General features: G+C 60.0%; 8 protein-coding genes and 1 tRNA gene. 7 read left to right on the top strand and 2 right to left on the bottom strand.

Going from position 1 to position 16,631, the window contains the following annotated elements:
- The first annotated feature begins 56 nt into the window (after positions 1 to 56).
- From A0257_18675 to A0257_18645, 7 genes are all read left to right on the top strand, one after another.
- Positions 57 to 1,073: a hypothetical protein gene (locus tag A0257_18675; protein ID AMR28923.1), complete on the top strand. Its 1,017-nt coding sequence runs from the start codon at positions 57 to 59 to the stop codon at positions 1,071 to 1,073.
- A 166-nt stretch (positions 1,074 to 1,239) separates the two neighbouring features.
- On the top strand, positions 1,240 to 2,169 hold the full coding sequence (locus A0257_18670) for a hypothetical protein (GenBank protein AMR29845.1): 930 nt from the start codon (positions 1,240 to 1,242) through the stop codon (positions 2,167 to 2,169).
- The gene (locus A0257_18665; protein AMR28922.1) at positions 2,166 to 3,014 is read left to right on the top strand and encodes an HIT family protein; all 849 of its coding nucleotides are present in this window, start codon (positions 2,166 to 2,168) and stop codon (positions 3,012 to 3,014) included. The genes A0257_18670 and A0257_18665 overlap by 4 nt, the downstream gene beginning before the upstream one ends.
- A gap of 245 nt (positions 3,015 to 3,259) precedes the next feature.
- Positions 3,260 to 5,677: a hypothetical protein gene (locus A0257_18660; protein AMR28921.1), complete on the top strand. Its 2,418-nt coding sequence runs from the start codon at positions 3,260 to 3,262 to the stop codon at positions 5,675 to 5,677.
- 26 nt (positions 5,678 to 5,703) lie between these two features.
- The gene (locus tag A0257_18655) at positions 5,704 to 9,603 is read left to right on the top strand and encodes a hypothetical protein (protein ID AMR28920.1); all 3,900 of its coding nucleotides are present in this window, start codon (positions 5,704 to 5,706) and stop codon (positions 9,601 to 9,603) included.
- Positions 9,604 to 9,630: 27 nt separating this feature from the next.
- Entirely contained in the window at positions 9,631 to 11,685 is a 2,055-nt protein-coding gene (locus tag A0257_18650) for a hypothetical protein (protein AMR28919.1), read from the top strand.
- Between the two features lie 49 nt (positions 11,686 to 11,734).
- On the top strand, positions 11,735 to 13,147 hold the full coding sequence (locus tag A0257_18645) for a hypothetical protein (protein AMR28918.1): 1,413 nt from the start codon (positions 11,735 to 11,737) through the stop codon (positions 13,145 to 13,147).
- A 54-nt stretch (positions 13,148 to 13,201) separates the two neighbouring features.
- Here A0257_18645 and A0257_18640 read toward each other — a convergent pair.
- Both A0257_18640 and A0257_18635 read right to left on the bottom strand, forming a co-directional pair.
- Positions 13,202 to 13,278, bottom strand: a tRNA-Ala gene (locus tag A0257_18640).
- A 169-nt stretch (positions 13,279 to 13,447) separates the two neighbouring features.
- On the bottom strand, positions 13,448 to 16,627 hold the full coding sequence (locus A0257_18635; GenBank protein ID AMR28917.1) for a hypothetical protein: 3,180 nt from the start codon (positions 16,625 to 16,627) through the stop codon (positions 13,448 to 13,450).
- Positions 16,628 to 16,631 lie beyond the last annotated feature (4 nt).

Genomic DNA, 16,631 nt, shown 5'->3' with positions numbered 1-16,631 from the left:
TATATTTGTCTGTCTTTTTTTACAAAAGAAGCATATCACCCACAAAATCACCTTCTATGCACCGTAACCTTTACTTGAAAATCAGCTTGTGTTTTTTGGTGCTTAACCTGCTGGGGCAAGTTGCCAATGCGCAAGAAACGTCTTCCCGGAAAGCAACTACCCCACTGGATTGGATGCGACAGGTCCGTAGCACTCTCCCGCCAACAGCATCCTTTAAATACCTCTTCGCTTTCTACGATGATACCAACGCCTTAATAAAGGACTCGTTGATAGTGCTGACCGACACTAGGCGCATCCGGTACATTCGCATTGACAAGATTACAAAGGCTGCGATAGGAATGACCAAAACTGTTTATTGGCCTTCTTTAAACGATGCCGACGAGGGTAAGGAGCTGCTTGTCAATGGCAAATACATTCCGGTTGGCTTCTGGACGCTTTGGTACGACCGGACACCACGCGACGAGAACAAAAAAAAGATAGTGGCCTACGATGCTCAAGGCCAGCCCATACCCGGCTCTTTGAAGCAGTGGAAGGAAAACAAACCGGGCTGCGACTATGTACTCGACACCGCACTACCAAGCGTTACTGACAAGCTCACCTGTCAATTCTGTACGGGAAGCTCCCGTGCCGTAGTTCCCGTTGATTTACCGGAAGACGCACTTGGAATTGTATTTAAGATTGATATTAGGGACGAATCGCAGGGGTCAGTAACCTTCAAAAGCGTTGCAGGAATGGCTTTGGCGTTCAGCGGCGGCGGTCCAATTGCGGCCTTGACCTCGGCGGCAAGTTCGTGGGGAAACGCCAATTCGCCGCCTACCTCAAGCACCAAGTGTGTTTACTTTTTAACTACCGATGAGGCGGCAGCGCAACGCTGGTTTCAGTCTAAAGGGTTAGCAGTTCCAGCTAGTCAAACTATGTTACACGCGCCACTCGGAAACCCTACTAGCGAATCCCGGCCTATCATGCTGACGGTCCCGCTACGCCGTTTCTACGTGTGCGTACAAAACAATAACAACCAAGCTGCTGCCACTTCAACCGTCTCCGTAATGGCCATGCGTCAGCCGTGCCAATAGCCGCCCTATGCACCTCCCCGACGACGACCAGCTAGACATTGCCAGGCTCACGGCCGTTTTCGCGGACACAACCAACTCCTATAAATTCTACTGGCTGCTGGCAATTCTTGACGGGTTAGGCGAAAGCGAGAGCAACCGGCTGCCGCTACGGGAACTATCGTTGCGGATGGTGGCGGGGGTGTGGTACCCACTCGATTATTTCAAGCTCTCGTTTGGCAAGCAAGACGGGTTTCGGCCGATTGCGGATTTTGTATCGCAGCAATTGGCGGTGGACAACCGGCCCACCGCGCCCAGCCTGTTCGTGCAGTTGAATAAGCTGGGCGCGGATGCGCTGGCGCAACTGCACAAGCGTATGTACGTGCTATTGCACTGGGTGCCGTATCGGTTTATTCGGCCGTTTTTCGCGCTCGAAACGCGGGGCTTGCCCGACCAGCAGGTGAACGCCCGCGTGGCGGAGCTGGCCGGCCAAAGCAGCCGGGCACCGTATCAGTTCGTGGGTGATGCCCTTGAGGTGCGGCCGGCCTGGGCGGCGTATCTGCGGCGGCACCGGGGCATTTTGCGCGGCTTCGCGCAGTGGCATTTGGTGCGCTTCCTGCAAAAGCACAACCCGAACGTCATCGGCCTGAGTGAGAAGCTGGAAAAGCCCGCCGTGCGGGTGCTGAGCACGGCGGGCAAATTCTGGAAGGAATACCTGACCGCCACGCCGGGCCTGACGTGCATCTACTCGGGGCAGGTGCTGACGGTGGGCAACGTGAGCCTCGACCATTTTCTACCCTGGTCGTTCGTGGCCCACGACCAGCTTTGGAACATCATTCCCACGCCCAAAGCGGTGAACTCAGCCAAAAACGACTGGCTGCCTTCGTTTGATTTGTACTTTGAGGCTTACGCCCGGCTGCAATTCGCGGGCTTCCAGTTTCACGCGGCGCAGGGGCACGAAAAGCTATTGGAAGACTACCACGTATTTTTCGCCCAAAGCCTGAGCGCCTTGCGGGCGCAACCCTACGCCTGGTTTCGGGAACGGCTAGCGCGGCAGGTGCTGCCGCAACTGCAAACCGCTCAGAACCTGGGCTTTCCCCACCCCTTCCAATACCGATGACCAGCCCGGCCAACCCCCACAGCCACCTCACCGCCAAGGAGCGCGACGCGCCTTCGCTGCCCGTGCGGATGCTGCACGGGCGCGGGCTACTGCGCGGCAGCGTGCTGGATTATGGTTGCGGCTACGGGCGCGACGTGGAGTTTTTGCGCGGCCGGGGCTTCGACGCGCAGGGCTACGACCCGCACTATTTTCCCACCGCGCCCGCCCGCCGCTTCGATACCATCGTGTGCTTCTACGTGCTCAACGTGCTATTTGCCGACGAGCAAACGGCCGTGCTCATGGACATCGCCCGGCTGCTTAAGCCCACCGGCTGCGCCTACTTCGCCGTGCGGCGCGACATTGCGCAGGATGGTTTCCGGCAGCACTATCTGCACAAAAAGCCGGTGTACCAGTGCGCCGTTACGCTGCCGTTTGCCTCCATTTTCGCCAACGAAAACACCGAGTTTTACGAGTACCAGCCCTACCCCCAGGCCCCGCACCCGGCTTCGGATTGCCCCTTTTGCCAGCCCAGCCCCAGGCTGCGCCTGCTTACCGAAACTACCCGCAGCTACGCCGTGCTCGATGGCTACCCCGTCAGCCAGGGCCACGCCCTGATACTGCCAAAGGCCCACATCGCCAACTTCTTCGACCTGCCCCTGGCCGAGCAAAACGATTGCTGGCTGCTGGCCGGCCAGGCCCAGCGGATGCTTACCAACCGCTACGCCCCGGCCGGCTTCACGGTGGGCCTCAACATCGGGGCGGCGGCCGGGCAGCGCATGGGCCACGCCAGCATCCACGTCATTCCGCGCTACGTGGGCGACGTGAAAAACCCGGCGGGCGGGGTAAGGAATATTTTGAAACAATGAAATCAGTACAGCTATTGAAGTCCAGCTACTAGCTATCGCCGTTGGGTTCTACATTTACCGTATCGAACTGACTTCTACCTGATACTATGTCTGACCACTACACCGCAGGCTTGCAAAAGCAGCTGGTAGAGCCTCTGCGCCACAGCTGGGAAATTGACGCGCTGGCCCTATCAGCATTTGAGTGGTTGAATGCGGGATTACTAGTGCGACAGCGCCAAAAGCCGGGGCGACCATTATTTGTAGCCTTGCCTTCGCACACCGACGACTTGAGCGTGGGGTTACGGGCGGCCACGGCCGCTGCTTGGCTGGCTGGCCACGAGCCGCCTATTGGTCATGGCAGCCTGCCACTGTTACAAGCCGCTGACCACGTGTTTCACGAAGAGGCAGTCTGGCTGGTGCAGGCTCGGCCCGATGCGGCAGGCAAGGTCAGCCTGAAGCGGATAAGCGACAACCGCAGCCGCTCGGTGTCGGCAGTGCATTGCCGCAAGCTGGTAGCCCCCTTTGAGTTTGCGGGTTTGTTAGACGATAAGCGGGCGGGGTTTCGCTACATCCACTACCAGGAATGGCTGGATAAGCTACTGGTAGGCACTCGCTTGGCGCAGCGCGTATTTCGCATGGCCGACCCGGATAGTTTGCCCCGGCCGCGGGGCGGGCATACTATTTTGCTGGTGCCAGCGGGCGTGGCCTACAGCCGCTACGAGGAAGAGGTACTAGACTGCCTGGCGGGGGCACCTACCTGCTGGGGACGGCGAGGCACGGCCAAAGAGCGGTGGAACCTGCCTTTCGCAGCTTCTTTACACGTGGTAGCCTCTTTGAATGAGGCGCTGGAACTGCGACGTAAAAAGGCGGGCATTACCAGTTGGCACCTAAGCGTAGTAGGCAAAGCAGCCGTAGGCAACTCGTTGAAGGTGGCGCAGTTGGTGCGGGCTTACGAGCAAAACCAGTGGACCAGCCTCACGTTTTGGGGCACCGACCTGGGCGTGGGCGAAACGCCGGGCTGCGTGGTGTGGCCGTGGTCGCGCTCGGAAGCCCGTGGCCCCCATACCGCCCCCGACCCCGTGCGCCTGACGGTGGCCGCCGAGCCACCCCTACCGCCCGAAACTACCGGCTTGGCTGCCCGCGTAGTGGTAATTCGGGATATTCTGACCGCGCTGACCCAAACCAGCCCAACGGTGCCCCTAGCCGTGTGCCTGCCGCTGGTGTGGCACCTGCTGCATCGGTGCCTGCGCTATGCCCTGCCGCCCAGCAAGGCCAGTGCCACCAGCCGCAGCTACCTAGCGGAGCTAAGTCGCAAAATTACGGATTGCCTGGACGGCGAAGAACTGGAGGAAGCCTTTGACGATGCCAACCGTTGGCGCGACTTGAAGCCCACCCGCCAAGCCCTGGAAGCAGCATTTGCCAACCTACTGGCGTATTTTCAGGAGTACAGCCCCAAGTATGACCAGCTGCGGGAGTTGGCCGCCGAGGCCAGTGAAGATGGGCAGCCGGTTGTGGTAGTGGCTGACCGGGAGAGCCTAGCCGCCGTGCAAGCGGTGTGGCGCACCGAGCGCGGCGTAACGGTGCTGCCGCTGCTGGGTGGCCCCGACAATGTGCGCCTGCGCCTGCGCAAAAGCTCCTTTACAGCTAATACCGTGCTCCTGGTGCCTTTTCTGTTTAACCGCGACCAACTGGCTGAATTGCAGCAGTCGCCCGGCTCCGTACACCTGGTACTACTGGCCGAGGTGGAAGACGGACTGTACGCCCGTACCCAGGAGAGCCTGCACCAGCAGGAACTGGCCCAACGCCAGGCGGGAGGCCGTACGGCCGTGCTAGGCCAAACTTACGAGCAACTAATGCCACGGGAAGTCGCGCCCGTGCGCCCGTCTGGCGCGGGATTAGCTGCCATTAGTCAAAGCCAACAGGATTATTTCGCGGAACTGTACACGGTGGGCGAAACGCGCTACGCCAGCGAGCGGCAGCGCAGCCGCGCCAGCGGACAGCTCTACACAGTGGCCTGCACCGATAGCTACCGAACCGAGTTGGATGGGCATACGCGGGTACTGCGGCGCGAAGTAAGCAACCTCGACCCCACCGCTGCCCCAGAGCTAACCCCCTGCCAGGTCGATGAGCTAGTAGCTGGCGACCAGGTTATTATCTATGAAAACGACCAGCCCAAGCTAATTGACCAGATTCTGCGGCAAAACGACCGCAACGGCTTGGTTAAGCGCATTGATACCGCCTCGGCCATATGGCAGCAGGCGCTGCAACAACTGGCCCGGTGCTATTCCTCGACCAAGGCACTGTACGATGCCCTACAGCGGCAAGGCGGCCTGGATGTAAACTCCCAAACGCTGCACAACTACCTGGATGGCCGCCGCCGCTTTCCGGGCGACCCTACTACCCTGCCGGCGCTCCTGTACCTGGCCGAGCGCCACGAGTTGCTGGGGTGCCGGCTGCTGGCTCCGGGCGAGGCTGAAGAAGTGAAATACTGCCGCACCAAATTTCAGCAACTTAGCATCGCGCTGGGCAAAGGTTTGAGCGACGAGGTGTTGCGCTTCCGCCTGACTGGCGCGAAGGGCAACCTACTGGGCAAGCTCGACCCTGACACAGTAGAGCTGGTGTTGCTTAGCGCCGTAGAGCGCACGATTAAAGAAATCAACCAAAAACCAGGGAGTTCAAAGTAAGCCTTTCTTTTATTGCTCTGCTGTTTATGACCGCCAATGCTACCCGCGACTTCTTTTCTACCCGCCTCGAACACTCCTTGCTGGGGCCGGGCAGCGACACCTACGTGGGCGACCCCGCGCAGGAAGTGATAGACGACTTTCCCTTGCAGCGGTATTACACGGGCATTCTTTTCCCTGACCGGGCTGCCGAAGAAGACCCCGGCGCGGACGACGACCAATATACCCGCAACACTCTGACCGATGCGCCAGCGGACGACGAAGCTGAGGGGCCAGGCAACGGAGCCGAAATTCATGCGGAGGCGGGCACCGCCCCCGGCGCAGGCCCGGCAGTGCCCCCCACCGAAGCCGCCGAAGCCCGCGACGAGTACGCGGCGGCCAACCACTACTTTCCTAGCAACCTGGGCCTGACGTGCTGCGTGCCGGCCACTGCCACCCGGCTCCAAGTGGTGGTGAGCGGGGCCAGCTACCGGCCGTGGCAGCCGGGCACCGACCAACTGGCTGTGGCCTTATCCAGCAACGAATGGGGGCGCTTGCAGCCAGCCCTCTCCGAAACATTGCGCCGCAAGCTGGCCTACGACGAAGCCACGGGCACCCTGTCCTTGCTGGCCGCACCCGAAGGCCGGAGCCGCCGCACCCGTACCCTCGACTACGCCGAGGTGGACCGCCTGGGCAGCCGCACCCACGACCTGCACGGCCGCCCCGGCGTGGCCGCCCTCGAAAAGCTGCTGCGACCCAGCACCCGCCTCTGGCAGCGCGTACCTTTTAGCTGGCTTTTTGAGGCCGACCTACCACTGCCCGAGCAGCGCTACGAGGCTGGCAATGCCGGCCCGGCCGGGCTGGCGTGTTGGGTGAAAACCTACGTAGTGACCGCCAATGCCAAGCATAACGAGCCGGCCCGGCGCTACGTGAAGCTGCTGGTGCATAATGCCGTCGAGCGCCACCCGGCCAAGCAGTTCAGTAACGCTAACGAGGACTTGAACGGCAAGTGCCGGTTCCAGGTGAGCGTGGCGGCCAGCCTGCCCGATAACAGCCCACTATTGCCCTACAAGCCCGATTTCAACCGTTTTACGGCGGGTGATGAGGAGGCTGCCATTTTGAATTATCAATACCGCGACTGCTTTGCCTACGGCATCGGGCACGGAGCGGCGGCTACCTGGGAAGGGAACAAGGACTCGCCGCCCACTACCTTACGCTCCACCTTTTTCCCCACCGTGAACGTGCCGGGGGTAAGCAACCACCTGCGTCTGCCCGCCGGGGCCAGTGCCACTCGCCAGCAAGAGCTAACCACGGTGCTGACGCTACGCCATTTGTCGCACTGGGACGCGCAGGAGTACCCAACCAGCCGTCTCACCGCTTTGCTCAACGCTTTTCTGGATGAGTACGCGGGCTGGACGGAACGCCAGGCCACTGACGCGGCGCAAAACCCCGCCGATGCCTCCTGCTATACCCCGCTGCTCCAGGCGCAGCGCCAAGCACTAATCCGAATGCGTCACGCGGTGCAGTTGCTGGGCCGCGACCAGCGGGTGCTAGATGCTTTCCGGCTGGCTAATACGGCCATGCTGCTGCAAATGATAGTATCGGATGACCCAGCCTATGCTGGCGAACCCAAACCCTACGCCGACTTTGCCACGCACTACGCCCACACCGATTACCAGAGTTTGGAGGGATTCCGACAGCACCTAGGGCGGCGGCAGCGCGACAAGCCCGGCCAGCACGAGCCGTTCCGCTACCGGCCTTTTCAATTGGCCTTTCTACTGCTCTCTCTCAACTCCGTTACGGTAAACGAGGAGCGGTCAGCAACTGACAAACAACCAGCCGAGGCGGCGCTATCCGACCGGGAGTTGGTTGATTTAATCTGGTTTCCGACCGGGGGCGGTAAAACGGAGGCTTACCTGGCCGTTACGGCGCTTAGCATCATCTGGCGGCGCTGGCACGGGGGGCCACGGGGGCAGCAGGGCGTGGCAGTGCTAATGCGCTACACGCTGCGGCTGCTCACTACCCAGCAATCGGAGCGCGCCAGCCGCTTGCTGTGCGCCCTTGATTTTCTGCGGGTTAACTGGCGCGATGCAGCCGGCAAAAAAGTACTAGGGCGCGAGCCGCTTACGCTGGGCCTATGGGTGGGCCAAGCCACTACGCCCAACACGCGAGCCGAGGCGGGCGAGGCCTACCAGGAGTTGCTGGAAGAAATTCGGCAAGCCAACGACCAACTGAGCAAGCCGCCTAAGAAGAGCGATGACGAGTACCACCGCAAGCCCGCTTTTCGGAAGAACGTTTTTCAGGTAGCGGCCTGCCCTTGGTGCGGCTGCGAAAGCATCAGCATCCGCCACGGCCGCTACACCACCGGCCTTGATGCCAGCGGCCACCTGACGTGTCTGAACGAGCGCTGCCATTTCGGGCAGTTGGATGCTGCCCGGCAGGCGCGGCACCCAGTGCCAGTAAGCGTAGTGGACGAGGAGCTATACAAACACCCGCCGACGCTGCTTTTCGCGACGGTCGATAAGTTTGCCATGCTGCCCCACAAAGCGGAAGCGGGCCAGTTTTTCCGGCAAACGGCTACTGCGCCGCCTGGCCTCATCATTCAGGATGAGTTACACTTACTAAGTGGCCCGCTTGGCTCACTGACGGGACTGTTTGAGCGTTTGGTAAAGGAACTATGCACTGACCCGGTGGGGCAAAAGCCGCCGAAAATCATTGCCTCCACGGCTACCACGCGCAATACCACCGCCCAGGTACGGGCGCTTTACGACCGGCCCGTGGCAGTGTTTCCGCCCGCCGGCATCCGCTACGACGACTCATTTTTTGCCTATAACACCTCTGATAGCCAGCGTCGCCACGTCGGCATCATGGCTACCGGCAAAACGAACCTGGATATGCAGCTGCAACTGGTGTCGCTGCTGCTGCTGGCCCGCACCGAGGCCTGGCAGGCGCTGCGGGCGGCGGCACCTTCGGAAAGTGTGGCCCTTGATAAGCTTGACCGCTATTGGACCCTGGTGTTGTACTACAATAGCTTGCGTGACGTGGGCAAAATGTACAACAAAGTCAGCTCCGAGGTTTTTGGGCTGCTTCAAGCCGCGCACCAGCATTGGAACCTTGATGGCCCCGGCCGCCAGTGGCCCTACTACGGCCTGATGAGCCGCACCCGCGAACTAACCAGCCGGGTAGAAAGCAATAAAATCAAAGACGCTTTGCACGAGCTAGGCGAGCCGCTCCGCCTGAACGCCCCCGGTAGCGAGCAGCGCCGCGTGGCGGCCGGGGTCGATTTGGTGCTAGCCAGCAATATGCTGTCGGTGGGCATTGACATCGGGCGGCTTAATCTGATGGTGCTATGCGGGCAGCCGCGCAACAGCGCCGAGTACATTCAGGCCAGTTCGCGGGTGGCCCGCAACGACAAAGGGCTGGTATTTTCGCTATTAGATGCCAATCGCGCCCGCGAAAAGTCCATCTTTGAGCAATATACCGGCTTCAACCAATCCTATTACAAGTACGTCGAGCCGCTTAGTCTCACCCCGTTTACGCCCCAAACCCTGGACCGGATGCTCAACAGCCTGCTGGTAACCTGGGTGCGCCACTATAAGGGTCAGCCGGCCAGCGCCTTCGAGTTGGAAATGGCCACGTCGCTCGGTGAGCTACTAGCCGAACAGCTTACCGAAGACCCGGCCTTATCAGCCAATCTGCAAGAGCGGTTACGAGTGTTGGCGCACGACTGGGAAGTCAAGAAACAAGCCGCTCAAGCTATTGATAAGCCCTTGCATTACAAAAACAAGCGGCATAATACGCCGCTGCTATCCAAAGAGCCTGGCACTCCCGAGCAGCCCAACTACTGGAACCTACCTACCTCTATGCGTGAAGTAGATACGGAAACGACACTAGGTATTAAGGTGGAGGTGGAACCCACCGCCACGGCTCCCGTGATGCCCACCCTCTAACAGTCTTACTAAGTTAATTTTTACGTGATGTCTGCTACCGATTCTCTCCAAACGCGCAAGCTGTGCAGCGCCTACGGCGGCGTGGGCTCCCTGATTGAGTCCCGCCTGGGGGCGCTGCGCATCCTGCCGGCCAACGAGTGGCCTTACTTACGCGGCAAAAACCCCCGGGTAAACCGCGAGGAAAACCGCCTCAACGATTTTCGCCTGCTGGCCCGCCTGCGCTGCCTGTTCCCCGACCTGCGCCGCCTGGCCCGGATGCCGTTCAACCCGCCGCTGCCCTTTGCGGGGGCCACCAGCCGCCCCCGCGTGTCAGTCGATTTCTTTCCGAAGTGGATGTACTGCCCCAACTGCGCCCGCTTCGACCACCATACTAATTGGCGCAACCAGTGGTACCTGACTGCCAGCCGCAAAAGGCCCTACGAGGTGAGCCGCTTCGATGAAGCGCCCCGTTGCGACTACTGCTACCACAGCGACAAGCTGAGCGGCCCCGCCCGCTGGCAAACGCTTGAGCAGGTGCGCTTTGTGATGACTTCCCCGGCGGGCAGCCTGGCCGATGTGCCGTGGCCGCAGTGGGCCTTGCGCCATCTTCGTAGCGCGGCCCCTGATGCGGAAAGCTTTGATAGCGAAGCGCCCCCCGAGGAGCCCGAAGAAAATGGCAAGATTAACCTGGCTATGCAACACGAGCTACCCAAAGGCACGGAATTATACTACCGCACTTCGGGCCGCCTCAACGACTTGAAAGGCATTACGATAGAAGCCCGCCAGCGCCAACCTGACGGCACCACCCGGCGCGTAGGCAGTGCCACGCTGGCGGGGCTGTTTAGCCTGCGCGTCCTGGAAAAGGATATGGAAGACTACGGTGTAGAGTTCCCGCGCAAAGGGGTACCCATGAAACCCGTACTACGAGCCAGCAATAGTGTTTATTATCCGCACATCGTGCAGAGCCTATATCTACCGGGTAGCCAGCCCGTCGTAGAGGCCCAAGCCCCAAGCGGTTCGCAACCACCCCAGGGATTGACTCCAGCAATACTAGCTGAACTAAAGGAAAAGCATGAAGATGACACTCTACCTGATAAAATACTGAAGCGGCTGCACGTCAAACACGGTATTGATTTAAGCGCTGACGAATTTAAAGAGTTGGTAGCAACCGATTTTGCGTTGCCCGCTGCTGCTTGCCCCCTACCGCCCGTACCAGAACCGAGCTTGCCCGGCGAGGAGGATTATCGCCATACCGAATATCGCTACCTCACCACCGAAGCCGCGCAGGCTGACAACCATGCGCTGCAACTGCGGTCCCTTGATTTGAGCACTATAACTGGCCTCGGAGCTGCCTGGCAGCTTGACCGACTAAAAATGACAGCTGTGCAAACATCTTACACCCGACAGCAACCCCTTGACCGGGATGCTTATCTGGCTCAGGATGAAGCTAGTAGTCCACTTAGCATTCGGCGACGTTTCACCACCCGCTATAATCTGCGCACGCATACCTTATTAGGCGTAGAGAGTTATGGCGAAGGTCTGTTTTTTACCCTCGACTCTAAACAGCTACGCGACTGGGAAACCAAGCCTGCTGTATTAAAACGACTTGATTATTTACTAGCCAATCAAGGAGCCTTATCAGCAGGTTCGCCCGGTGCCGCCCGTCGCGCTACTGCCCGCTTCGTGCTACTGCATACGCTTAGCCACTTGCTTATAAAAGAGTTGGAGTTTCAGTGCGGCTACCCAGCAACTTCTTTGCAAGAGCGACTTTACGTGGGGCCAACAATGCAGGGCTTACTGATTTACACCATCGCTGGCTCCGAAGGTTCTTACGGCGGCTTAGTATCGCTGGGTCGCACGGGCCGCATACCCGGCCTTGTTCAGTCGGCTTTACGCCGCGCCACCGACTGCGCCACCGACCCTATCTGCTGGCACACTGATGAACAAGGACAAGGAGTAGGCGGCTTGAACCTAGCCGCCTGTTCTGCTTGTACCCTGTTGCCCGAAACCTCCTGCGAAGAATTTAACTCTCTTCTGGACCGGCAATTGGTAATCCATCCAACGGATGGCTATTTTCGGGACGTAGTAGCCGATTTAGTCTGATACTTTCGAGTCGGCCTGCATTGATAAAAGTCTCTACAGCGGCTCGGGCTTGAATGAGCAAAGCATCCCCGTGTTCGTGGGCGAATGGCTGATTGACCGCCAGCTCAAAGGCGGCGACTGGACCGACGAGGGGCGCCAGAAAGTGATTGATTTCGTGCGCAAGTACATTCCGACCAAAGACGAGGTGGAAGACCTCAAGCAGCGCCTACGCACCGGCGACCTCGTGCTGGTGCTCGAATACGTGAGCCCGCGCGTGAACCTGGAGCGCGACCAGGCTGCCCTCGAATCGGGGAGCCTGGGCAACCAGAAGGTGCAGGTAGAGGGCTACCTGCTCGATAAGTACCCGCGCCTGCTGAAGGGCGGGATGTGGGGCCTGGCCAGCTACCAGTACCGCCGCAACGAGAAAAAGGGCGGCGAGGTCTGGCTCACCGATTTCAAGCCCCTGCAGGCTGACCGCATCGATGTGGATGCCTACGTAGCCAAGCGCGGGGCCTTCGACCGGGAGCAGTGGACGCAGCTGCTCATCAACTCGCTCGGCTACCACGCCGAGGGTAAAGGATACACCGACCCTAAAAAGCGCCTGGCCCTGCTTACGCGCCTTATTCCGTTCGTGCAGCGCCGGGTCAATCTGTTTGAGCTGGCTCCCAAGGGCACCGGCAAGTCGTTTTTGTTCGGGCAGTTCTCGCGCTACTCGCGCCTCATTGAGGGCGGCGCGGTGTCGCCGGCCGTGCTGTTTTACAACGAAACGTCGGGCATTCCGGGCCTCTTCACGCAGTTTGATTTAGTAGTGTTCGATGAGGCTCAAACGCTCTCCTTCACCAATCCCGACGTGACGGTAGCCAAGCTCAAGGGCTACCTGGAACAGGGCAAGTACTCCAAGGGCAAATTCACCGTGGCGGCCGATGCCGGGGCCGTGTTCCTGGCCAACGTGCAGATTGGCAGCAACGGCCAACCTACGCACGCCAGCAACCTGTTCAGCGAAATGCCCGCCCTGCTGCAAGAAACCGCCCTGCTCGACCGCATTCACGGCCTGCTCCCCGGCTGGGAACTGCCCCGCATGAGCGTTGATACCCTCTCGAAAGGCGTGGGCCTGAAAGCGGATTACCTGGGTGAGATATTTCACGCCCTGCGCTTTCGGCTGGAATACGACGAGTTTGTGGAACAGCGCCAGCACCTAATTGGCTCGCGCGACTTCCGCGACGTGCGGGCCATTCTGCGCTTGTCGGCGGGCCTGCTCAAGCTCCTTTTTCCCGACTTATCCCGCGTCACGGAAGAAGAGTTCGCTACTTACTGCCTGCGGCCGGCCATCGAGCTGCGCCAAGCCCTGCGCGACCAGCTGCACTACCTCGACCCGGAGTTTCCCGGCTATGAAATCAAGCTGCTTAAAGCCGCTTCCGGCGCGATGGAGCATCCGCCGGTTTCAGTAGAGGACGCGGCACCGGAAGCGCTGGAAAGCGACTGATTTTCCCCATCAAAACAAAAAAGGCCGCTACGATTATCGTAGCGGCCTTTTTTAGGGTGGAGAATATCGGAGTCGAACCGATGACCTCTTGCATGCCATGCAAGCGCTCTAGCCAGCTGAGCTAATCCCCCGTTTAGTAATTACCAAGCCGCCATTTGCGTTTTGGTTTTGCAAAAGTACGGCAGCAGTTGGCTTGCGCAAGCATTCCGGCCAACATTCTTCGCAACTGCCCCGAAATCAGGCGCAAAAAAAAGAGTGGGGAAAATTCCCCGCTCTTTTTTTTGCGCCAGGTGGCAAATACTAGTTGAAGCTGTAGCGCACGCCCAGCTGCCCCTGCCAGCGCGAGCCAAACGCGGCAAAGTCGTAGGACCGGCCGCTGTTGCCGTAGGCCGAGGGCAAGGAGAAGGTCGGCTGCGCGTTCACGTTCGTCGATTCTACTTTCAGCAGCTCCACGGCGTTGTTCGACACCACGTACTGGCGGCCCCAGTTGTTGTTGAGCAGGTTGCCCACGTTGAAGATATCGAACGTGATTTGCAGCACGTTGCGCTTGTTGCCGCCCATGAAGGCGATATCCTGAGACACGCGCAGGTCAACCTCGTGCGTCCAGGGCAGGCGGGCGCCGAAGCGCTCTACTACCTGGCCGCGGTGGCTGCTCAGGTAAGGGTCGTTGTTGATGAAGTTTTCGAGCTGCGTCTGCACCGTGGCCAGGTCGCGGCCTTCGGTAGCCACCAGGCGAATCTGGTTGGGGTCGCGCACGTCAGTGGGCACGTAGAGCAGGTCGTTGCTGTTGTTGCCGTCGCGGTTCAGGTCGGTGCTCTGGCCGTAGATGTAGGTCAGCGGCTGGCCCGACAGGCCTTCGTAGAACAAGCTGATGGTAGTGGCCAGATGGTCGTTCGCGTAGCGGAAGGTGTAGCCCGTGCTGGCGATAACGCGGTGGCGCTGGTCGTTGCGCGAGTAGCCCAGCTCCGGGTTGTTGGGGTTATACGCTACCTGGTTGAAGCCAAAGTTGGATGAAGCCGTGCTGTTGATGCCGCTATTGATTTCCTTCGATACGCCGTAGGTGTAGGCCACCATCGTGTTGAGCCCGCCCACAAACCGCTTTTGCAGCTGGAAGGTAGCATTGTAGCGGTAGCCTTTGTTGGTGTTATCGAGTAGGTACACGTTGGTGTAGCTCTGGTTAACGCGGCGCAACGCCGTAGTAGCCGCGTATATCGGGCGCTGGTCGGGGCCGGCCAGACGGCCTACCGGGTCAGTCAGGTTTATGTCCTTATAGTAGATGTCGTTGAGGGTCTTCGAGTAGATACCTTCCAGGGTCGCCACCACGTCGCCGGGCAGGCGGAAGTCCACGGCCAGGTTCGAGCGCCACACCTGGGGCAGCTTGAAGTTGTCGCTCACCAGGTTGATTTGGGTGGTCGCCACGGGGTTGAACTTGGTAGCGATGTCGCCGATACCCGTGTACACCGGCAGGTACTGCGTGTTGGCCCCGGAGCCGGTAGAGTTCTGGCTCACCGAGCCCTGAATGAGGCCGTTGTTGGTGTAGCTGTTCGAAATCCACACGAAGGGCACGCGACCCGAGAAGATGCCCGTGCCACCGCGCAGCTGCACTTTGCTGTCGTTGTTCACATCCCAGTTGAAGCCCAGGCGGGGCGAGTAGAGCACCTGGCCGTTGGGGGTGTTGCTGGTGTGGTACTGCTGGCCAAACTGCGTGGCTACCCCCTCGTTGTTGCCTGGCTTGTCAATGAACACGGGCACGTCGATGCGCATGCCCAGGGTCAGGCGCAGGTTTTCGATGGGCGTGTATTCATCCTGAGCGTAGAAGCCCAGCTGAGCAGCTTTGAACTTTGCCTCCCCGCCGCTGGCGGTGGGGTAGCTGGCCTGCACCTGCGTGGCCTTGCCGGCCTCAAAGTTGGCCAGCGAAGAGAACGTGTAGTAGCCCGCCCCGTTGTTGAGGAACAGGTTGCGGAATTTAAAGCCTTCGTTGTGCGTGCCCAGCGTGATGGTGTGCTTGCCGAATGCCTTGGTCAGGTTATCCGTAATTTCCACGATATCCTGGTCGAGCTGGTTGGCAACCGAGCTGCGCTCCTGGCCGAGGCTATAGGTCACGCCGCCTTCCGAAACCTGGTAGGCCGGGCCGGCTGCGCCCACCACATCGCGCGAGTCGCGGATGGCGGTATAGGTCAGAATCAGCTTGTTGGAGAAGCCTCCCGCAAAGCGGCTGTTGAGCTCGGCTACCGTGCTGTTGGTGATGTTGCTGAAGCGGTAGGCGTTGTTGCTGAAGCGCACGTTGGTGCCCGTGCGGGTGATGTTGTCATCAAACGCCTTCACGAAGTTGTGGCGCAGCGTCAGGGTGTTGTTTTCCGAGAGGTTGAAGTCCAGGCGGGCAAAGATTTTGTTGCTCTCCGTGAGGCGGTTTACGTTGCCAATCGTGCCGGGGTCGTAGGCATTGTAGAAACCACCATCGGCCGTGGGCTTCAACGAGGCCGCGGTAATGCGGCTGATGACATCCAGGCTGGCCCGCGAGTCGGAGGTGCCGGGCAGGTAGGCCAGGGGCGTGTTTACGCGGGCAATCTCGGCGTTGAGGAAGAAGAACGCCTTGTCCTTCACCAGGGCACCGCCCACGCGGAAACCCGTCTGGTAGTTAGAAAACTTATCCGCCGTCGTGCGGTCGGTTACGCTGCGGCCAATCGTGTTCTGGTTGCGGCCAAACCCATAGATGGAGGCCGACAGGTCGTTGGTACCCGAACGGGTTACGGCGTTCACGCCGGCCCCGGTGAAGTTACCCAGCGTTACGTCGTAGGGTGCCAGCACCACCTGAATCTGGTCGATGGCGTCGAGGGCGATGGGGTTGGTGCTTGCCTGCCCGCCGGGCGTGCCCGATGCTGCCAGACCAAACACGTCGTTGTTCACGGCGCCGTCGATGGTGATGTTGTTGTAGCGGTTATTGGCACCGCCAAACGACGAGCTGCCGCCGCCGCCCGCCTGGGGGGTAAGGCGGGTGAAGTCGGTGAGGCTGCGGCTCAGCGTGGGCAGCTCCATAATCTGCTCGCGGCTCACGTTGGTGGCGGCCCCGGTGCGGCCGGCGTTGATGGTGGGGTCGGGGCGACCGGTTACTACCACGTTGCCCAGTTCGGTGCTGGAGGTGCTGAGCGGAAAGTCAAGGCGCAGGTTCGCGTTCAGCGACAGCACGATGTTGGTGCGGGTGGCATCCTGGTAGCCCACGAACGATACTTTTATCGTGTAAGGGCCGCCTACGCGCATTCCCTGGATGTTGTAGCGGCCGTCGGCGTTGGTCCCTACCCCGTATTGCGTGCCGGTTGGCGTGTGAATAGCCAGCACGGTGGCACCGGGCAGGGGCTCCCCCTTACTGTCGGTTACGGAGCCGTTAATGGCGGCGGTAGTAGCTCCCTGCCCCCAGCCCAGATGGGCCGTCAACAGCAGCAGCACAAGCAGCGTAAGGTGGCGTAAAGGTAAATTTCTCATAAAA

The sequence above is a fragment of the Hymenobacter psoromatis genome (assembly GCA_001596155.1).
Lineage (GTDB): Bacteria > Bacteroidota > Bacteroidia > Cytophagales > Hymenobacteraceae > Hymenobacter.
The sequence above is the reverse complement of the archived record's forward strand: the minus strand, read 5'-3'. Positions and strand labels throughout refer to the sequence as shown.